The sequence below is a fragment of the Azospira sp. MPR-E4 genome (assembly GCF_058809645.1).
In genome coordinates, this window is record NZ_JBXAST010000062.1 from 1 (window position 1) to 18,900 (window position 18,900).

The 18,900-nt window shown below is 67.8% G+C and carries 16 protein-coding genes; 13 read left to right on the forward strand and 3 right to left on the reverse strand.

Going from position 1 to position 18,900, the window contains the following annotated elements; genetic code table 11:
• The first annotated feature begins 46 nt into the window (after window positions 1–46).
• The 7 genes from AC1RTA_RS14325 (at window position 47) to AC1RTA_RS14355 (ending at window position 6,634) form a co-directional block, all read left to right on the forward strand.
• A complete protein-coding gene (locus tag AC1RTA_RS14325; protein WP_014237998.1) occupies window positions 47–1,036 on the forward strand; it encodes an RnfABCDGE type electron transport complex subunit D in 990 nt (329 codons plus the stop codon).
• A 1-nt stretch (window position 1,037) separates the two neighbouring features.
• Complete coding sequence (gene rsxG / locus AC1RTA_RS14330; protein WP_492785090.1) at window positions 1,038–1,715, forward strand: electron transport complex subunit RsxG; 678 nt, start codon at window positions 1,038–1,040, stop codon at window positions 1,713–1,715.
• A 12-nt stretch (window positions 1,716–1,727) separates the two neighbouring features.
• Window positions 1,728–2,417, forward strand: a complete 690-nt coding sequence (locus AC1RTA_RS14335) for an electron transport complex subunit E (protein WP_130458718.1) — start codon at window positions 1,728–1,730, stop codon at window positions 2,415–2,417.
• A gap of 224 nt (window positions 2,418–2,641) precedes the next feature.
• Window positions 2,642–3,292, forward strand: a complete 651-nt coding sequence (nth, locus tag AC1RTA_RS14340) for an endonuclease III (protein WP_152088982.1) — start codon at window positions 2,642–2,644, stop codon at window positions 3,290–3,292.
• A gap of 19 nt (window positions 3,293–3,311) precedes the next feature.
• Window positions 3,312–4,391, forward strand: a complete 1,080-nt coding sequence (locus AC1RTA_RS14345; RefSeq protein ID WP_014238002.1) for an FIST C-terminal domain-containing protein — start codon at window positions 3,312–3,314, stop codon at window positions 4,389–4,391.
• 3 nt (window positions 4,392–4,394) lie between these two features.
• Window positions 4,395–4,826 carry a DUF1841 family protein gene (locus AC1RTA_RS14350; protein WP_130458721.1) on the forward strand — a complete coding sequence of 144 codons (432 nt, stop codon included), beginning with the start codon at window positions 4,395–4,397 and terminating at the stop codon, window positions 4,824–4,826.
• A 158-nt stretch (window positions 4,827–4,984) separates the two neighbouring features.
• Window positions 4,985–6,634, forward strand: coding sequence for a methyl-accepting chemotaxis protein (locus tag AC1RTA_RS14355; protein WP_492785091.1), 1,650 nt, complete (start codon window positions 4,985–4,987; stop codon window positions 6,632–6,634).
• 75 nt (window positions 6,635–6,709) lie between these two features.
• On the opposite strand, the gene AC1RTA_RS14360 is transcribed toward AC1RTA_RS14355, so the two are convergent.
• Entirely contained in the window at window positions 6,710–8,806 is a 2,097-nt protein-coding gene (locus AC1RTA_RS14360) for a methyl-accepting chemotaxis protein (protein WP_492783380.1), read from the reverse strand.
• Window positions 8,807–9,029: 223 nt separating this feature from the next.
• Between AC1RTA_RS14360 and AC1RTA_RS14365 the strand changes: the two genes are divergently transcribed.
• The 5 genes from AC1RTA_RS14365 to AC1RTA_RS14385 all read left to right on the forward strand — a co-directional run bounded on the left by AC1RTA_RS14365 (window position 9,030) and on the right by AC1RTA_RS14385 (window position 15,664).
• Window positions 9,030–9,878 (forward strand): AAA family ATPase, encoded by an 849-nt coding sequence (locus tag AC1RTA_RS14365; RefSeq protein ID WP_492785092.1) that lies wholly within the window; start codon window positions 9,030–9,032, stop codon window positions 9,876–9,878.
• Between the two features lie 2 nt (window positions 9,879–9,880).
• Window positions 9,881–12,304, forward strand: coding sequence for a diguanylate cyclase (locus tag AC1RTA_RS14370; RefSeq protein ID WP_492785093.1), 2,424 nt, complete (start codon window positions 9,881–9,883; stop codon window positions 12,302–12,304).
• Window positions 12,305–12,307: 3 nt separating this feature from the next.
• Complete coding sequence (locus tag AC1RTA_RS14375; RefSeq protein WP_492785094.1) at window positions 12,308–13,489, forward strand: vWA domain-containing protein; 1,182 nt, start codon at window positions 12,308–12,310, stop codon at window positions 13,487–13,489.
• Between the two features lie 94 nt (window positions 13,490–13,583).
• Complete coding sequence (locus AC1RTA_RS14380; RefSeq protein ID WP_492785095.1) at window positions 13,584–14,951, forward strand: esterase-like activity of phytase family protein; 1,368 nt, start codon at window positions 13,584–13,586, stop codon at window positions 14,949–14,951.
• A gap of 11 nt (window positions 14,952–14,962) precedes the next feature.
• Window positions 14,963–15,664: a histidine phosphatase family protein gene (locus AC1RTA_RS14385; protein ID WP_492785096.1), complete on the forward strand. Its 702-nt coding sequence runs from the start codon at window positions 14,963–14,965 to the stop codon at window positions 15,662–15,664.
• Between the two features lie 126 nt (window positions 15,665–15,790).
• On the opposite strand, the gene AC1RTA_RS14390 is transcribed toward AC1RTA_RS14385, so the two are convergent.
• Together AC1RTA_RS14390 and tfpB are read right to left on the reverse strand one after the other, a co-directional pair.
• Window positions 15,791–16,381, reverse strand: a complete 591-nt coding sequence (locus AC1RTA_RS14390) for a DUF1415 domain-containing protein (protein WP_152088973.1) — start codon at window positions 16,379–16,381, stop codon at window positions 15,791–15,793.
• A 144-nt stretch (window positions 16,382–16,525) separates the two neighbouring features.
• Window positions 16,526–18,364, reverse strand: a complete 1,839-nt coding sequence (gene tfpB, locus AC1RTA_RS14395; protein WP_232058832.1) for a type IV pilus assembly ATPase TfpB — start codon at window positions 18,362–18,364, stop codon at window positions 16,526–16,528.
• A 100-nt stretch (window positions 18,365–18,464) separates the two neighbouring features.
• Here tfpB and AC1RTA_RS14400 point away from each other — a divergent pair, with 100 nt between their 5' ends.
• Window positions 18,465–18,761, forward strand: a complete 297-nt coding sequence (locus AC1RTA_RS14400; RefSeq protein WP_014238012.1) for a hypothetical protein — start codon at window positions 18,465–18,467, stop codon at window positions 18,759–18,761.
• Window positions 18,762–18,900 lie beyond the last annotated feature (139 nt).

Sequence of the window (18,900 nt, forward strand, 5' to 3'; positions counted from 1 at the left end):
GCTCCGGCGGACGACGGCCAAACCCCCAAGAACTGACGCCCCGGTCATGGAATTCTCCACCTCCCCCTACCTGCTCAAGGACACCTCGGTACGCCGGGTCATGACCCAGGTGCTGCTGGCCCTGGTGCCGGGCATCGTCGCCTACGCCCTGCTCATCGGCCCGGGCATCCTGGCCCAGATCGCCATCGCCACCCTCACCGCCCTGGCCGCCGAGGCCGCCATGCTGCGCCTGCGGGACAAGCCCCTGGCCCTCTTCCTCGGCGACGGCTCGGCCGTGGTCACGGCCTGGCTGGTGGCCCTCACCTTCCCGCCGGTGGCGCCCTGGTGGCTCACCGTGGTCGGCGTGCTGTTCGCCATCGTCGTCGCCAAGCACCTCTACGGCGGCCTCGGGCAGAACCCCTTCAACCCGGCCATGATCGCCTTCGCCGTGTGCATCGTCTCCTTCCCGGCCCTCATGTCCCAGTGGCCCGGCCCCGGCTCCCACCTGGCGCCGGCCCAGCAGCTGGACTGGATCTTCGGCCTGGCACCGCGCCTGGACGGCATGACCAGCGCCACCCCGCTGGATGCGTTGAAGACCGCCCTGCGCGCCGACGAGGGCCATAGCGGGCCCCTGCCCTTCCTGGCCGGCAACGCCCAGGCGGTGATCGCCCTCTGCTATCTGGCCGGCGGCCTCTTCCTGGTCTGGCGCAAGGTCATCACCTGGCACATCCCCACCGCCTTCCTCGGCGCCATGGGCCTCCTCGCCGGCCTGCTGTGGCTGTGGCAGCCCGCCGGCTTCGCCAATCCCGTCTTCCACCTGCTGGGGGGCGGCGCCATGCTAGGGGCCTTCTTCATCGCCACCGACCCGGTGTCCGGCGCCACCACGCCCCGGGGCAAGCTCATCTTCGCCGCCGGCGTCGGCCTGCTGGCCTACATCATCCGCGTCTTCGGCGGCTATCCGGACGGCATCGCCTTCGCCGTGCTGATCATGAACATCTGCGTGCCCCTGATCGACATGTACACCCAGCCGAAGGTCTTCGGCATGAAGGACCAATGACATGGTGACGGTAAAGGAACCCACGGCCGGCACCATGGCGGCGCGCACCGCCGTCATCCTGTTCGTCTTCGTCATCGTCTTCACCGGCCTCCTGGCGGGCGCCTACCAGTGGACCCTGCCGGCCATCCAGGCCTCGGCCACGGAAGAGAAGATGAAGCTGGTGAACGAAGTGCTGCCCACCGCCAGCTACGACAACGACCTGCTGCACGACACCCTGGCCCTGCCCCCCACCCCGGAACTGGGGCTGGAAGAGCCTTCCACCGTCTTCCGCGCCCGCATGGGCGGCGTCCCGGCGGCCCTGGTGCTGGAAGCCGTGGCGCCGGACGGCTATGCCGGCAAGATCCGTCTGATCCTGGCGGTGCAGGCCGACGGCCGGGTGGCCGGCGTGCGCGTCACCCAGCACAAGGAAACCCCGGGCCTGGGCGACTACGTGGAACCGAAGAAGGACAGGAACAAGGAACGGCCCTGGATCACCCAGTTCAACGGCCTCTCCCTCGCCACCCTGGCGGAGAAGGAGTGGAAGGTGAAGAAGGACGGCGGCCATTTCGATTCCAACGCCGGCGCCACCGTGACGCCCCGGGCCGTGGTCAAGGCGGTGAAGAAGGCCGTCGCCTATGTGGACGCCCACCGGGACGAACTGTTCGCCGCGGCCGACAAGAACGCAGCGGACCGGAAATAAGCGAGGCCGACCATGATCACCCGCGAGGAATTCAAGCAGATCGCCGGCAACGGCATCTGGAAGCAGAACACCAGCCTGGTACAGATCCTGGGCCTGTGCCCTCTGCTGGCCGTGACCACCAACCTGGTGAACGGCGTCATGCTGTCCCTGGCCACCATCATCGTCATGGCCCTCTCCGGCGTGGCCATCGCCAGCCTGCGCAATTTCATCCCCCACGAAATCCGCATCCCGGTCTTCATCCTCGTCGTCGCCGCCCTGGTGACGGTGGTGGACCTGCTCTTCAACGCCAACCTGCACGAGCTGTACCTGGTGCTGGGCATTTTCATTCCCCTCATCGTCACCAACTGCATCGTGCTGGCCCGGGTGGAAGCCTATGCCGCCAAGAACCCGCCCCTGCAGGCCACCGCCGACGGCGTCTTCATGGGCGTCGGCATGCTGTGGACCCTGGGCCTCCTCGGCGGCCTGCGGGAGCTGATCGGCGCCGGCACCCTGTTCTCCGGCATCGACATGGTCTTCCCCGGCCTGCAGCCCCTGCAGCTGCTGCCCAAGGACTACCCGGGCCTGCTGCTGGCCATCCTGCCCCCCGGCGCCTTCATCCTGCTGGGCTGCCTGATCGCCTGGAAGAACTGGATCGAAGCCCGGGCCGCCGCCCGCCAGCAGAAGACCCCACCGGCGCCGGTGGCGGAAGCCGGCTGTCACTGAAAAATACTTGCCACAGAGAACACAGAGGACGCCGAGAAAGACCTAGATGCTTGGCCTGGGAGGCAATAGGGACGCCACTCTCCACCCAGGTGCGGCTGAAAATGGCGTCCTGCTTGCTTTTCCGGTCAGATAAAAATTGAATCCAGCCACCGGCCTCAATCACGAGGCAAGTCACTCTCTGTGATCTCTGTGGCTAAAACAAACCTCCAGCCAAGCCCAAGACCATGAATGCCGCCAAGCGGGCCCAGATTTTCGCCCGGCTCCAAGCCGCCAACCCGGCCCCCCGCACCGAGCTGGAATACGAGACCCCGTTCCAGCTGCTGATCGCCGTGCTGCTCTCGGCCCAGGCCACCGACGTGGGCGTGAACAAGGCCACGCGCAAGCTCTTCCCCGCCGCCCCGACGCCGGCCGCCATGCTGGCCCTGGGGGAGGAAGGGCTGATGGACTACATCAAGACCATCGGCCTTTTCCGCACCAAGGCCAAGAACACCATCGCCACCTGCCGCATCCTGCTGGAACAGCACGGCGGCCAGGTGCCGCGGGACCGGGAGGCCCTGGAGGCCCTGCCCGGCGTCGGCCGCAAGACCGCCAACGTGGTGCTCAACACCGCCTTCGGCGAACCCACCATCGCCGTGGACACCCACATCTTCCGCATCTGCAACCGCACCCGCCTGGCCCCGGGCAAGACGGTGCTGGCGGTGGAGGAAAAGCTGCTCAAGACCACGCCGCCGGAATACCGGCTGGACGCCCACCACTGGCTGATCCTGCACGGCCGCTACGTGTGCAAGGCGCGCAAGCCCGAATGCGAACGCTGCGTCATCGCCGATCTGTGCGAATATCCGGGCAAGACCTGTTCCGAACCCGCCCACCTGTAGCCCGTCCCGAGGCACTGCCATGACTGTCGCCACCGCCCTGGTTTCCGGCAACGATCCCCTGCCCCGCCTGGCGGAGGACGCGGTGCGCCAGGCCCTGGACAAGCTCCTTGCCGCCGGCGCCAGCCACGCCAACAGCGTGCTGCTCTACCTGACCCAGGACTTCTCCCGCCAGGTACAGCCGGCCCTGCTCGCCGCCAGCCGCGCCGCCGCCTGCACCCAGGTAGCCGGCAGCGTGGCCGCCGGCCTGTTCACCGAGGAAGGCTGGGTGCTGGACCGGCCTGCCGCTGCGGCCATGGTTTTCGCCGGCCCCCTGTCCCTGGTGCCGGGCCGTCCCGGCGCCGCGCCCCTGCTCTCCCTCGCCTCCGCCTCCAGCCTGCCGCCGGAATGGGCGACCCCGGGCAGCCAGCGCTTCGGCGCCCTGCACCTGGACGCCCTGGCCAGCGAACCGGGGCCCGTGTGGCAGCAGGGCCGCCCCTGCGCCGACCACCGCCTGTCCCTGGCCATCGCCGGCAGCCAGGCCAGCGTGGCCCTCTCCTGCGGCCTGCGCCTGCTTACCGAGCCGGCGCCGGTGGTGGAGGTGCGGGGACACGACCTGCATACCCTGGGCCAGCAGACCGCCCTGGATTCCCTGCTGCGGGCCCTGCCCCTGGAACAGCGGGAGCGGCGCCTGCTGCACCACGTCACGGCCGTGGTGGCGGAACCGGGCCATGCCCTGGACCGTCCCGAGGGCACCTACTGCCGCCTGCTGCCGGTGATCGACACCGGCCCGGAAGGCGTCGTCACCCTGGCCGACAAGCTGGTGCCGGGCCAGTCCCTGGCCTGGGCGGTGCGCCAGCCCCTGGCGGCGGAACAGGAAATGCGCGACACCCTGGTGGCCCTGGGCGAAGAGCTGCCCCGGCCCAGCCTGGGCCTGATGTTCTCCTGCATCGGCCGCGGCCCCTATTTCTACGGCGGCGAGGACCGGGACCTGCTGGTCTTCACCGAACGCTTCCCCGGCGTGCCCCTGCTGGGCCTCTACGGCAGCGGCCAGATCGCCCCCAGCAACGGCGGACGGCTGCTGCACAACAGCGTCGTCACCGCCCTCTTTTCCGAGATTTAAGCCATGTTCAATCCCAGCCGCGACCAGGTGCGCCGCTTCTTCTGCGACGCCTGGCAAAAGGACCGGCAAGGCCTGCCCCTGGTGGGCGCCGAAACCATCGCCGTGGACCTGATCCGCCTGCATCCCGAATACCACGCCCTGCTGGCCGACGTGGAACGGGCCCTGAGCCAGGAATGGACGCCGGAGGAAGGGCAGATGAATCCCTTCCTGCACCTCTCCCTGCATCTGGCGGTGGAGGAGCAGATTTCCATCGACCATCCCCGGGGCATCCGGGAAGCCTTCCACGCCCTGGCCCGGCGCCTGGACGATCCCCACGCCGCCAAGCACCAGCTGCTCGAATGCCTGGGCGAGGCCGTCTGGCATGCCCAGCAGGCGGGCAACCAGCTGGACCCGGAAGCCTATCTGGAAGCCGTCAAACGCGCCGGCCGCGGCTGAACCTGACGCCTGGCTGACGGCAGCCACCCCCACCCCCTGGAATTCCGCGCCTGTCGCGGACTTTGGCGGGCACTTGTCATTCCCCTACGGACAGGTGCAGTATTTAGCCACATTAGCCAAAAGTAATAGATAAAAAACCTACACCCTGGGGGAAATCCATGTTTGCGAAACTCTCGCTCAAGACCAAGCTCGTCTTGCTGCTGGTCATGTCCGTCATCGGCATGGTCCTGCTCACCGGCCTCAGCGCCTGGGGAGTGAAACGGGACCTGACCGACGGCCGCAAGGCGGTGGTCAAGGCCGCCGTCGAATCGGCCTACAGCATCGCCGCCAACTACCAGGCTCTCGAAGCCGCTGGCAAGATGAGCCGGGAAGAGGCCCAGAAGGCAGCCCGGGAAGCCATGCGCCACGGCCGTTACGGCGGCGCCGACGGCAAGTCCGAATACTTCTACGTCTACAGGAGCGACGGCGTCACCGTCATGCACACCACCAAGCCGGAATGGGAAGGCATCAGCAAGGTGGAAGAGGTGAAGGATGTGCTCGGCCGCTATACCCTGAAAAACATCCTGGCCGCCTCCAAGGCCGCCCCCGAGGGCGCCTTCGTCGAAACCCTGTTCCCGCGCCCGGGCCAGCCGGCGGACAAGGCGGTGGAAAAGCTGCAGTACCTGAAGCTGTTCGCCCCCTGGGAATGGGTCATCGGCAGCGGCATCTACATGGACGACGTGAGCGCCGAAGTGCGGGAGCGGGCCCTTTCCGACACCTTCATCGCCGCCATCATCCTCTTCGCCGTGGCGGTGGCCACCTTCCTGGTGGGCGGCAGCATCCGCCAGCAGGTAGGGGGCGAACCCGCCGACGTCATCAAACTGATGAGCCAGGCCGCCGCCGGCAACCTGGCGGTGGAGGTGGGCAATGCACCCAAGGGCTCCATGCTCGCCTCCTTCGGCCAGATGGTGAGCGAACTGCGCCAGGTGATCCGGGAAATCGGCAACAGCGCCACCGCCCTCTCCAACAACGCCGAGCGCATCAACACCGCCTCCCAGGAAGTGTCCACCGCCTCCCAGCACCAGGCCGACGCCACCTCATCCATGGCCGCCGCCATCGAGGAACTGACGGTGAGCATCAACCACATTTCCGACAGTTCCCGGGATACGGAGGCCGACTCCCACAATTCCGCCAGTCTGGCGGCCGACGGCGAAACCCGGGTCACCACCGCCTCCAGCGCCATCAAGAACCTGGCCGGCTCGGTCACCGGCGCCTCGGAGAAGATCCGCCACCTGGAAGGCCGCATCAAGGAAATTTCCGGCATCGCCGGCGTCATCAAGGAAATCGCCGCCCAGACCAACCTGCTGGCCCTCAACGCCGCCATCGAGGCGGCCCGGGCCGGCGAACAGGGCCGGGGCTTCGCCGTGGTGGCCGACGAGGTGCGCAAGCTGGCCGAACGCACCGCCTCCGCCACGGTGGAAATCGAGGACATGATTGTCAGCATCCAGACCGAAACCGACGAGACGGTGCAGGTCATGGGTGCGGCCCTGCCCCAGGTGGAAGAAGGCGTCACCCTGGCCGAATCCGCCGCCGACGCCCTGCGGCAGATCCGCGAGGGTTCGGAAACCACCCTGCACCGCATCCAGGAAGTGGCCGAAGCCACCCGGGAACAGAGCACCGCCAGCACCAGCATCGCCCAGCGGGTGGAGCAGATCGCCCAGATGGTGGAAGAGACCTCCGCCGCCATGCGCAACACCGCCGAGACCGCCGAGGCCCTGGACAACATCGCCCGGGAGCTGAACACCATGGTGGGCCGCTTCACCACCTGATGCCGGCCCGGCACCAATGACAAGGGGCGCCCGCGGGCGCCCCTTTTGTTTTTGCCGCTGCCGGCGCCGGTCGGATCAGCGGTACAGGCGGAAGCTGGCCAGGATGGCGCGCAGGCCCTCGGCCGTGGACACCAGGGCCTCGGTGGCCCGCTGGGCCTCCTGGGCGGTGGCGGTGTTCTGCTCGATGAGCACGGAAATGTGTTCCATGCTGCCGTTCACCTCCTGGCTGGCGATGCTCTGCTGCTGGGAGGCTTCGGAAATCTGCCGGGCCATGGCGCTGACCTGCTGGGAAGCGGCGGTAATGCCCTCCAGCCCGGCCACGCTCTCGCGCATCATGCCGATGCCCTCCTCCACCTCCCGCACCGCCTGCTCCATGCGGCTCACCGCCTCATGGGTGGCACCCTGGATGGCGCCGATGTTGCCAGTGATGTCGGCGGTGCTGGTGGTGGTGCGCTCGGCCAGCTTGCGCACCTCGTCGGCCACCACGGCAAAGCCCCGACCCGCCTCGCCGGCCCGGGCCGCCTCGATGGCGGCGTTGAGGGCCAGCAGGTTGGTCTGGTCGGCGATCTCCTTGATCACCTGGGTGATCTGGCCGATCTGGTCGATGGCCGTGTTCAGCTCGTGCAGGGTGGCCGAAGAACCGGTCACCGCTTCCACCACCCGGTTGGTGACGGCCATGCTGCGGCCGATCTGGGTGTTGCTTTCCTCCACCAGCCGTTCCGAGTTCTGGGCCGCGCTGGCAGTCTCCCCGGCGTGGCCGGCCACTTCCTGCACCGACTGGGAGAATTCCTCCGTGGCGGCGGCAACGCTCTGCACGTCGTCCAGCTGCTGCTGGGACTTGGCCGCCACCAGGGCCACCTCGGATTCCAGCTGGCTACAGCGCTGGTCCATCTGGCGGGAGGCTTCCTGGATCTGGTCCAGCATGGCCTTCAGGGTGGCCTGCATGGTGGCCAGCTGGCACAGCAGCTGGCCGGCCTCGTCGCGCCGGCTGATGTCGATATCGCTGGTGAGGTCGCCCTCGGCGATGAGCTTGAAGGTGTCGATGGCCTGGCGCATGGGATTGACGATGGCCCGCACCAGCAGCCAGCCACCCACCACCGCCAGGGCCAGGGCCGCCAGGGTGGCCAGGGCCATGGCCCACAGGATGTTCTCGTAACGTGCCTGGGCCCGCTCGAAATCGGCCCGGGCCGAGGCCTTCAGCTCATCCACCAGGGCCTTGCCGGCCTGCTGCACCTGGCCGTAGATGGGGTTGATCTTGGTCAGCAGCAGCACCGAGGCCTGATGGAAATCCCCGGCCTTGAGGGACTCCCGGGCCGCATTGACGCCTTCGGCGGAGAATTTCTTGCGCGCCTCCCCCAGCTGCTCCACCAGCTGCCGTTCCTTCTCCGACAGGGGCAGCTTCTGCAGGGCTTCGAGCTGGGCGTTGATCTGCTGCCGGTTGGCCAGGGTCTTTTCCAGATGCACTTCTAGGCCGTGGTCGTGCAGCTTCACCAGTTCGCTCTTGGGATCGTGCTGCAGGGCCAGCATGATCTGGGAGCGGTTTTCCCCCAGCAGGGCCAGCACCTCGTTCACCACCGTGGTCGGCTCCAGCTTGCGCTGGTACTGCTCCTGCAGGCTGGCGTTGCCTTCCTGCAGACCGGAGAGGCCGATGCCGGTCACCACCGCGGTGATGGCGACGAAGGCCGCCATCATGGCCCCAAGGCGACCCTTCACCGAGAGGCGGGACCAGAAGCCGGCAGCGGACTGGGGCAGGGAGGCGTTCTTGTTCTCCCGCAGGCGCTGGTAGAGGGCCTCGGCCGCCTGCACCTTGTCCCGGGCCGGCGGCGTGCGCACCGACATGTAGCCTTCGGTATGGCCGTTTTTCACCACCGGCACGACGAAGGCCTCGACCCAGTAGAAACCGCCGTCCTTGCTGCGGTTCTTCACCAGGCCGCGCCAGGGATTGCCCGACTTCACCGTGCGCCACAGGTCGGCAAAGGCCTGGGGCGGCATGTCCGGATGGCGCACCAGATTGTGGCTGGCCCCGATCAGCTCGTCGCGGGAGAAACCGCTGATCTCGACAAAGGCATCGTTGGCATGGGTGATGATGCCCTTGAGATCGGTTTTGGAGACCAGATACTGATTCGGGGGAAAGGGAATCTCTTGATTTGTAACCGGAAGATTGATTTTCATCGTTGCTGCCGCGAAAAAGGGGCTATGCCAGGAGACTAAGGAAAGACGCCATTCTTGGAATGGCATAACTTTTGTAATATCGTTTTTGATCATAGCAAAACGGCAGAAATGGCAAGCGGTACAAATCAACAAAAGGTCATTTAGCGCTGTCGTTACAATGATGAGAAAAACGGCAGGACGCCGCCTTGCCGCCGTCGCGCCCCAACCCCACCGGAGCATCCCCATGACCCCACGTTTCGACGGTTCCGAGCGTTACGTCGCCCCCCAGGAACTGACCCTGGCGGTGAACGCCGCCGTGACCCTGCAACGCCCCCTACTGATCAAGGGCGAACCGGGCACCGGCAAGACCCTGCTGGCGGAGGAAGTGGCCCGGGCCCTGGGCCTGCCCCTGTTCCAGTGGCACATCAAATCCACCACCAAGGCCCAGCAGGGCCTCTACGAATACGATGCGGTGTCCCGCCTGCGGGACGGCCAGCTGGGGGACCCCAAGGTTTCCGACATCGCCAACTACATCGTCAAGGGCGTGCTGTGGCAGGCCTTCGAGAGCGAGACCCCGGCGGTGGTGCTGATCGACGAGATCGACAAGGCCGACATCGAATTCCCCAACGACCTGCTGCGGGAGCTGGACCGCATGGAGTTCCACGTCTATGAGACGCGGCAGACGGTGCGGGCCCGGCACCGGCCCCTCATCTTCATCACCTCCAACAACGAGAAGGAACTGCCCGACGCCTTCCTGCGCCGCTGCTTCTTCCACTACATCCGCTTCCCCGACCGGGAGACCATGGAGAAAATCGTTGCCGTGCACTACCCGGAACTGAAGCGGGAACTGCTGCAGGAGGCCCTGGAAGTGTTCTTCGGCCTGCGCGAGATGGCCGGGCTGAAGAAGAAGCCCTCCACCTCGGAACTGCTGGACTGGCTCAAGCTGCTGCTGGCCGAGGACATTCCGGCCGAGGCCCTGCGCAGCAAGGATGCCCGCACCAGCATTCCGCCCCTGCACGGTGCCCTGCTGAAGAACGAGCAGGATGTTCATCTCTTCGAAAAGCTCGTCTTCCTCGCCCGACAGGGACGCTGACCATGCCCCCCGGAGCCGCCCGCCGCCGCCTGCTGCGCCATCTGCTGGCGGCCCTGTGCCTGCTGCTGGCGGCAGGTGCGGCCGGCGCCCTGGAAACGGTCACCCTGCAGCTCAAATGGCAGCACCAGTTCCAGTTCGCCGGCTATTACATGGCCCAGGCCAGGGGCTATTACCGGGAGGCGGGCCTGGAGGTGCGCATCGTCGAAGGCCGGGCCGACACCGACCCGGTGGCCGAAGTGCTGGCCGGCCGGGCCCAATACGGCATCGGCGCCTCCGAACTGCTGCTGGAACGCAGCCGGGGCAAGCCGGTGGTGGCTCTGGCCGCCGTCTTCCAGCACTCGCCCCTGGTGCTGCTGGCCCGGGCCGGCGGCCCCATCCGCCGCCCGGCCGACCTGGAAGGGCGGCGCCTCATGCTGCTGCCGACGGAGGCCGAGCTGTTCGCCTTCCTGCGCCGGGAACAGGTCAAGGAGGAACGCCTGCAGCGCGTCCCCCACTCCTTCTCCGCCGCCGACCTCATGGCGGGCAGGGTGGATGCCGTTTCCGGCTATCTCACGGACGAGACCTACGAACTGGAAAAGGCCGGTTTCCCCTACCTTTCCTTCTCGCCCCGGGCCGCCAACATCGACTTCTACGGCGACACCCTGTTCACCGCAGAAGCCCATGCCGTCGCCCATCCGCAGCAGGTGGAGGCCTTCCGCCGCGCCAGCCTGCAGGGCTGGGCCGCCGCCCTGGCCGACCCGGACGCCGCCGCCCGGGAGATTCTGCAGCACTACTCCACCCGCCACAGCCTGGAACACCTCCTCTTCGAGGCGGAACGCATGCGCCCCCTGATCGAGCCGGCCCTGGTGGAACTGGGTCACATGAGCCCGGCCCGCTGGCGCCGCATCGGCGACACCTATGCGGAACTGGGCATGATGCCCCGGGACTATGCGGTGGAAACCCTGCTGTACCGCCCGGCCGGCCCCCAGCCCCTGCCGCCGTGGGCCTGGGGCACCCTGCTCCTGGCCGCCCTGGCCCTGCTCGCCGCCCTCTACATCCACCGCCTCTACGGCCGCCTGCAGGGACAGATGCGCCAGCGGGACAGCAGCGAACGCAACCTGCGGGCGAGCCGGGAACACCTGGCCCGCATCTTCGAGACGGCGCCCCTGGCGGCCATCGTCTACGACCAGGAAGCGAGGGTCCTGGAATGGAACCACCGGGCCGAGGAAATCTTCGGCTGGCGCCGGGAGGAAATGCTGGGCCGCAGCTTCTTCGAGCACATGGTGCCCGAAGAGGCCCGGCAGCAGGTGCAGGGCATCGTGGACAGCATCTTCCGCGGGCCGGAAATCCAGTATTCCCTCAACCGCAACCTGACCCGGGACGGCCGCGCCATCCTCTGCGAATGGAGCAACGCCATCCTCCGCGACGAGGCCGGCGGGCCGCCCAGCGTCATCGCCCTGGCCGCCGACGTCACCGAGCGGGAACGGGTCCGCGCCGCCCTGCAGGACAGCGAGCAGCGCTACCGCACCCTGCTGGAAACCGCCCCTTTCCCGGTGGTCATCACCCGCCTCCGGGACAGCCTGGTGACCTACATCAACCAGCGGGCCGCCACCTGCTTCCAGGTGCCCCAGGAGGATGCCGTGGGGCGCCATGCCCCGGACTACTGGGTGGATATGGGCCAGCGCCAGCGGCTGATCGAGGAACTGCGGCAGAAGCAGGTGGTGACCGACATGGAAGTGCGCCTGCGGGACGCGGCCGGCCAGCCCTTCTGGGCCCTCCTCTCGGCCCGCATCCTGCTGGAGGAACAGGAACCCCTGGCTTTCGTCTCCTTCAACAACATCAACGAACGCAAGGCAGCGGAAGAGGCCCTGCAGGCCCTCAACGGCGAGCTGGCCTACCGCCTCCAGGAAATCAACCTGCTGCAGGCACGGCTGCAGGAGCAGGCCACCCGGGACGCCCTCACCGGCCTCTACAACCGCCGCTACCTGGACGAGACCCTGGAGCGGGAAGTGGCCCGGGCCCAGCGGGAAGGCTATCCCCTGGCCGTGGCCCTGCTCGACATCGACCACTTCAAGCAGCTCAACGACACCTACGGCCATCGGGCCGGCGACGAGATGCTGCGCCAGCTCGGCCACTTCCTCCAGGCCCGGGCCCGCAGCGGCGACGTACCCTGCCGCTACGGCGGCGAGGAGTTCCTGCTGGTGCTGCCCGGGGTGGACCTGGAGACGGCCCGCCAGCGTGCCGAGGAGTGGCGTGCCGGCTTCGCCGGGCTGACGGTGAACTTCGGCAGCCTGGCCCTGCAGGCCACCCTCTCCGTCGGCGTCGCCTGCTACCCGGGCCACGGCAAGAGCGCCGACGCCCTGGTGGATGCGGCCGATGCCGCCCTCTACCGGGCCAAGGCCGGCGGCCGCAACCGGGTCGAAGTGGCCGGCGCGGTGGAGGAATAGGCCATGCTCGCCGGATTCCTCCTGCACCTGCGGGACGCCCGCCTGCCCGTCTCCACCACCGAGTTCCTCACCCTCCTGGGGGCCCTGCAGGCCCGGGTGGTGGGGCCCAGCCTGGACGACTTCTACATCCTGGCCCGGGCCTGCCTGATCAAGGATGAAAGCCTCTACGACCGCTTCGACCAGGCCTTCGCCACCTACTTCAGGGAGGTGGAAAGCCTGCCCGGCTTCGACGCCAGCGTCGTGCCCGAGGAATGGCTGCAACTGGCCGCCCGGCGCCATCTCAGCGCGGCGGACCGGCAGAAGCTGGAAGCCCTGGGCTGGGAGCGGCTGATGCAGCAGTTCCGGGAGCGATTGGCGGAGCAGACGGAACGCCATGCCGGCGGCAGCAAGTGGATCGGTACCGGCGGCAGTTCCCCCTTCGGCCACGGCGGCTACCATCCGGAAGGCATCCGCATCGGCGGCGAGAGTGGCGGCAACCGCACCGCGGTGAAGGTGTGGGAGAAGCGGGAATTCCGCAACCTGGACGACTCGGTGGAACTGGGCACCCGCAACATCAAGGTGGCCCTGAAGCGCCTGCGCCGCTTCGCCCGCAGCGGCGCCGCCGAGGAGCTGGACCTGGAAGGCACCATCGCCGGCACCGCCCGCAATGCCGGCACCCTGGACCTGCAGCTGCGCCCGGAACGGCACAACGCGGTCAAGGTGCTGCTCTTCCTCGACGTGGGCGGCTCCATGGACGACCACATCCAGGTCTGCGAGGAGCTGTTCTCCGCCTGCCGCAGCGAGTTCAAGCACCTGGAGCACTTCTACTTCCACAACTGCGTCTATGAAAACCTGTGGCAGGACAACCGGCGCCGCTTCGACCAGCGCATCGCCACCAGCGACGTGCTGCACAAGTACGGCAGCGACTACAAGCTGATCTTCGTCGGCGACGCCACCATGAGCCCCTACGAAATCCTCTACCCCCAGGGCAGCGTCGAGCACTCCAACCCGGAGCCTGGGGCCGCCTGGATCCGCCGCCTCACCGATGCCTTTCCCCACGCCGTCTGGCTCAACCCGGAACCCCAGCGGCGCTGGGAGCACACCCAGTCCATCCAGCTGCTGCAGGACCTGCTGGGCCGGCGCATGTATCCCCTGACCCTGGCCGGCCTGGGCGAGGCCATGAAGCAGCTCTCCCGCAGCGGCTGAGGGCACCGCCCCGGCCGGGACGCCGGCTTCTGTCACCATCCTGCAACAGGCGTCTCCTAGGCTTGGCTGCTTCATCCCCACCCATGGAAGAAGCATGAGCCCCAAGACGCCCCTCGCCCTGGCCTTTGCCGCCGCCCTGGCCCAGGTTCCCGCCCTGGCCGACCAGGCTTTCCCCGCCACCCTGGCGGGCCATGCCGTGCTGCCGGCCCGCACCTTCATCGCCCCGCCCAAGGATGCCCCGGCCAGCCTGGCCATCTCCGGCAAGTACACCGGGCCCGAATCCCGGCGCGTGGACACGCCCGCATCCCTGCCCGGCACCTCCTATCTCTCGGACAAGAACGCGCCCCGTCCCACCGGCGTCTCCCTGCCCTTCAAGGGCCAGCCGGTGCAGGGCTTCTCCGGCATCAAGCACGCCGGCCAGGGCCGCTACTGGGTGCTGCAGGACAACGGCTACGGCGCCCGCAACAACAGCGCCGACGCCCTCCTGATGTTCCACCTGCTGCAGCCGGACTGGGACCAGGGCGGCGTCAAACTGGTGAAGAGCGCCGCCCTGCACGACCCGGACCAGAAGGTGCCCTTCCTCATCGTCAACGAAGGCACCCGCCAACGCTACCTGACCGGGGCCGACTTCGACATCGAATCCATCCAGCCCCTGGGCGATGCGGTGTGGTTCGGCGACGAGCTGGGCCCCTACCTGCTCAAGACCGACCGCCAGGGCAAGGTGCTGGCCGTGTTCGAGACCAAGGTGGACGGCAAGGTGCTCAAGTCCCCGGACCATTTCAGCATCACCACCCCGGCCACCAGCGGCAGCTTCACCACCGTGGCCCGCCGCTCCCGGGGCTACGAGGGCATGGCCGCCTCCAGGGACGGCCAGTTCCTCTACCCCCTGCTGGAAGGGCCCCTGTGGAACGCCGAAGAGAAAAAATGGGAACAGCAGGACGGCCGGGAATACCTGCGCATCCTGGAGTTCAGCGTGGCCCGGGGCGAATGGACGGGCCGCTCCTGGAAGTACCGCCTGGAGCAGAACGGCAACAACATCGGCGACTTCAACATGATCGACGCCGACACCGGCCTCATCATCGAGCGGGACAACGGCGAGGGCCTGCCGGAGCACGCCTGCAACGGCCCGGCCCGCCCGGACTGCCAGAACGTGCCGGCCAGATTCAAGCGCATCTACAAGATCAGCCTGAAGGACGCCGACGGCGACGGCTTCGTGCGCAAGATCGGCCACATCGACCTGCTGGACATCGACGATCCGAAGCACCTGGCCCGGCGCGGCGGCAAGGACGGCAAATTCACCTTCCCCTTCGTCACCATCGAGGATGTGGACGTAGTGGACGGGGAGCACATCGTCGTTGCCAACGACAACAACCTGCCCTATTCCGCCGCCCGCCAGCCCAACCTGCAGGACGACAACGAGTTCATCCTGCTGCGGGTGCCCGAACTGCTGCAGGCCCGCTAAGGAGAGACGCCATGGGCAAACGCCAACGCTTCGCCGCCCTCTTCGCCCTCTGCCTGGGCCTGGCCGCCAGCCTGCCGGCCCGGGCCGAGGAGGCGGTGCTGGAGCTGTACCTGGCCCGCCACGGCCAGACCGCCTGGAACCTGGAGAAACGCCTGCAGGGCAGCACCGACAATCCCCTCAACGACACGGGCCGCAGCCAGGCCCGGCAGCTGGGGGAAAAACTGGCCGGCGAAAACTTCGCCGCGGTCTATAGCAGCAGCCTGGCCCGGGCCCGGGAAAGCGCCGCCCTGGCCCGTCCCGGAATGACCGTGCAGGCCCTGCCGGAGCTGGCCGAACGCAGCTTCGGCAAGTTCGAGGGCATGGCCGAGGACGGCCGGGAAGGGCAGGAAGCCGCCCTGCTGGCCGAGTTCAAGGCCCGCAGCGGCAAGCTGGAGGACAGCCTGGACGGCGGCGAATCCCTCGCCAGCCAGGCCCGGCGCGTGGCCCAGGCGGTGGAACGCATCCGCCGCGAGCAGCCCCAGGGCCAGGTGCTGGTGGTCAGCCACGGCGGCGTCACGCCCCTGATCCTGGCCCACCTGCTGCAGCTGCCGGTGGCCGAGGCGGTGGCCCGCATCCGCCAGGGCAACGATGAGGTCTATCTGGTGCGCCTGCGCCCCAGCCAGGCCCCGTCCCTGTGGAAGCTGCTGGGCCGGGACAGCCTGGAGCAGCTGTAGGCGGCCGGTACCGGAAAAGACAAAGGCCCGGGAGGCAGCTCCCGGGCCTTTTTTCATGGGGCCATGCCGCTCACGCCCAGAGGGCGCGGCGTTCGGCCATGGCATGGCTGGGATGGCCGCCCTTGCTTACTCCTGGCCCGGCTCCTCCTGCAACAGCTTGCGCCAGCCCTCGTGACCGAGACGGCGCACGGTGGCGATGTTGCGCTCGTAGATGCTCTCCGGATCGGGGAAAGCGGCCACGGCCCGGTCGATGCTGGCCTCCCGCAGCAGGTGCAGGGTCGGATAGGGGGAACGGTTGGTGACGTTGTCGATGTCGTCCGCCTCGCTGCCGGCGAACTCGTAATCCGGATGCAGGCTGGCCACCTGGTACACGCCCTCGTAGCCCAGGTTGCGGATGAGGGCCTCCACCTCCTGCAGGAAGAAGTGGTAGTCGAGGAAGTCGGTGAGCACGTCCGGATGGATCAGCAGGGTGGTGTCGAGCAGGGCCGGGTCGGTCTCGCTCAGCAGGGTGAACTCCCGCTCCAGTTCTGCCAGCAGCTCGTCCGGCGTGGCGGCGGCGCTGAGGGCGTAGCGGATCTGCTTTTTCACATGCACCGACTTGGCGAAGGGGCACAGGTTGAGGCCGATGACGGCCCGCTCCAGCCAGCGCCGGGTGTCGGCGAGAATTTTCCCGGCCGCCTCGGCGTCGGGATAGGGGTGGAGAACCTCAGGCAGCATGGGCGTCTTTCGCGGAAAAGGGGGGGCGCCGGAAATGGCACGGGAATGGGACGGGATGGGGCAGGCGGCGGAAGCTGGACGCCCCGGCCACGGAGATGAATGGATGCCGCCGACCGCAGCTGGGCCGGAGAACCGCGCGGAGCCTCAGCCCTGGCTGGCCGGGGGCGCCACCTTGATCACCTCTTCCAGGGTGGTGAGGCCGGCGGCCACCTTCATGGCGCCGGAAATGCGCAGGGGCTTCATGCCTTCCCGGTAGGCCTGCTCCCGCACCTTGGCCACGTCGGTGGTGGTGGTCACCAGCTTTTTCACTTCGGGGGACATCAGCAGCAGCTCGTACAGGCCCATGCGGCCCATGTAGCCGGTCATGCGGCACTCCAGGCAACCCACGGGCTGGTAGATCTGGGCCGGACGCTTGGATTTCCACGGCGCCACCAGGCTGTCCCAGATTTCCTCGTCCTCCCGCCGCAGGTCCACCGGCTTCTTGCAGTGGGGGCAGAGGGTGCGCACCAGGCGCTGGGCCATGACCCCGAGCATGGTGGCGTTGATCAGATAGGGCGCCATGCCCAGGTCCAGCAGGCGGGAAATGGCGGAAGGTGCGTCGTTGGTGTGCAGGGTGGACAGCACCAGGTGACCGGTGAGGGCGGCCTGGATGGCCATGTCGGCGGTTTCCCCGTCGCGGATTTCGCCGATCATGATGATGTCCGGATCCTGGCGCATGAGGGCGCGCACCCCGTCGGCAAAGCCCAGGTCGATGTTCTGGGAGACCTGCATCTGGTTGAAGGACTGCTCCACCATTTCGATGGGGTCCTCAATGGTGCACACGTTCACTTCCGGCGTCGCCAGCTGCTTCAGGGTGGAATACAGGGTGGTGGTCTTGCCCGAGCCGGTGGGGCCGGTCACCAGGATGATGCCGTTGGGCTGGCTGGTCATGGACTGCCAGCGGACCTTGTCCTCCTCGCCGAAGCCAAGTTCGGCGAAGTCCCGCACCAGCACCTCCGGGTCGAAGATGCGCATCACCAGCTTCTCGCCGAAGGCGGTGGGCAGGGTGGACAGGCGCAGCTCCACCTCCTGGCCGCCGGCGGTGCGGGTCTTGATGCGGCCGTCCTGGGGGCGCCGCTTCTCGATCACGTCCATGCGGCCGAGGAGCTTGATGCGGCTGGTCATGGCGGCCATCACCGCCATCGGGATCTGGTACACCTGGTGCAGCACCCCGTCGATGCGGAAGCGCACGATGCCCAGCTCGCGTCGGGGTTCGATGTGGATGTCCGAGGCCCGCTGCTCGAAGGCGTACTGCCACAGCCAGTCCACGATATGGACGATGTGCTGGTCGTTGGCGTCGAACTGGCGGTTGGTCTTGCCCAGCTCCACCAGCTGCTCGAAGGAGGACAGGCCGCTGACCTCGCCCCCCCCGGCCGCCGCCTTCTTCACCGAGCGGGCCAGGTTGTAGAACTCCACCAGATAGCGGGCGATGTCCTGGGGATTGGCCACCACCCGGCGGATGTCCTTGCGCAGGATGGGCTTGAGCTCCTTCTCCCACTCCCGCAGGAAGGGCTCGGCGGTGGCGATGATCACCTCCCGCGTGGTCACCTGGATGGGCAGGATCTTGAAGCGGCCGGCATAGGTGTTGGAGACCACCTCGGTGACGGCGGAGAAGTCGATCTTGAGGGGGTCGATGTGCAGGTAGTCGAGGCCCACCTTGGCCGCCAGCCACTCGGTCAGGGTTTCCAGGATCAGGGGCTTGTGGGGCGGGACCAGGGACTTCCAGTTCTGGTCGGCGATCACCACCAGGGGATGGACGTCGCCCCGGTGATAGCGCCGCTCCTTGACCAGGCCGTCGGCCACCACCGCATCCACCATGCCGTCCTCCACCAGCAGCTTGACCAGTTCCCCCAGGGTCAGGCGATGCTCGGCGACGGTGGCTTTGGCGGAAGTGGCGCTGGCGGAAGTGGAGGCTGGCATGGCGGCGGAAAATGTCGGAAACATGGGGCGGAACTGATCCGCACTATAAACGAATCCCGCGCCGCCCGGGGGCGCGGCAAGGGCGCTATACTCAGGCCATACGCATTTTTACATTGGACCGACCATGAAAGCCCCGGCCACTGCCCTGCTCCTGCTGACCCTCCTCTGCGCCCAGGCAGCCGTGTCGGCCCCGGCCGAGCGGAGTCCGGCCGGCAAGGCCCCGGCGGCAGCCCCTGCCCCGCTCCAGGCCGACTGCAGCAAGAGCCGCCAGCCCCAGCGCTGCGAAGCCATGCAGAAGGCCCAGGCGGCCTGCCAGGACAAGTTCGGCCCCGAGCTGCGGGACTGCATCAACCGCCATACCAGCAGCCATCCCAACAGCCACCCCGGCGCCAAGAAGGCCGCCAAACAGCCCGCCAAATAAGGCTGCCAGCCGGCCTCGGGCCACCGCCCGGAGCCCTTCTCCAGCCTGGCCCGCCGCCCTTCGCCATTGAAACCCTACTCTTAATAGGGGATACTGGCGCTCCCCCGTTTGCCCCTCCGCCGCCCCCAGGGGATGGCAA

Bases quoted from the DNA above. Each gene is read 5' to 3' on its own strand.
- AC1RTA_RS14375 (WP_492785094.1), top strand. From the start codon at position 12,308: ATGCTCGCCGGATTCCTCCTGCACCTGCGGGACGCCCGCCTGCCCGTC.
- nth (WP_152088982.1), top strand. From the start codon at position 2,642: ATGAATGCCGCCAAGCGGGCCCAGATTTTCGCCCGGCTCCAAGCCGCC.
- rsxG (WP_492785090.1), top strand. From the start codon at position 1,038: ATGGTGACGGTAAAGGAACCCACGGCCGGCACCATGGCGGCGCGCACC.
- AC1RTA_RS14390 (WP_152088973.1), bottom strand. From the start codon at position 16,381: ATGCTGCCTGAGGTTCTCCACCCCTATCCCGACGCCGAGGCGGCCGGG.
- AC1RTA_RS14365 (WP_492785092.1), top strand. From the start codon at position 9,030: ATGACCCCACGTTTCGACGGTTCCGAGCGTTACGTCGCCCCCCAGGAA.
- AC1RTA_RS14350 (WP_130458721.1), top strand. From the start codon at position 4,395: ATGTTCAATCCCAGCCGCGACCAGGTGCGCCGCTTCTTCTGCGACGCC.
- AC1RTA_RS14345 (WP_014238002.1), top strand. From the start codon at position 3,312: ATGACTGTCGCCACCGCCCTGGTTTCCGGCAACGATCCCCTGCCCCGC.
- tfpB (WP_232058832.1), bottom strand. From the start codon at position 18,364: ATGTTTCCGACATTTTCCGCCGCCATGCCAGCCTCCACTTCCGCCAGC.
- AC1RTA_RS14335 (WP_130458718.1), top strand. From the start codon at position 1,728: ATGATCACCCGCGAGGAATTCAAGCAGATCGCCGGCAACGGCATCTGG.
- AC1RTA_RS14385 (WP_492785096.1), top strand. From the start codon at position 14,963: ATGGGCAAACGCCAACGCTTCGCCGCCCTCTTCGCCCTCTGCCTGGGC.
- AC1RTA_RS14360 (WP_492783380.1), bottom strand. From the start codon at position 8,806: ATGAAAATCAATCTTCCGGTTACAAATCAAGAGATTCCCTTTCCCCCG.
- AC1RTA_RS14355 (WP_492785091.1), top strand. From the start codon at position 4,985: ATGTTTGCGAAACTCTCGCTCAAGACCAAGCTCGTCTTGCTGCTGGTC.
- AC1RTA_RS14380 (WP_492785095.1), top strand. From the start codon at position 13,584: ATGAGCCCCAAGACGCCCCTCGCCCTGGCCTTTGCCGCCGCCCTGGCC.
- AC1RTA_RS14325 (WP_014237998.1), top strand. From the start codon at position 47: ATGGAATTCTCCACCTCCCCCTACCTGCTCAAGGACACCTCGGTACGC.
- AC1RTA_RS14370 (WP_492785093.1), top strand. From the start codon at position 9,881: ATGCCCCCCGGAGCCGCCCGCCGCCGCCTGCTGCGCCATCTGCTGGCG.
- AC1RTA_RS14400 (WP_014238012.1), top strand. From the start codon at position 18,465: ATGAAAGCCCCGGCCACTGCCCTGCTCCTGCTGACCCTCCTCTGCGCC.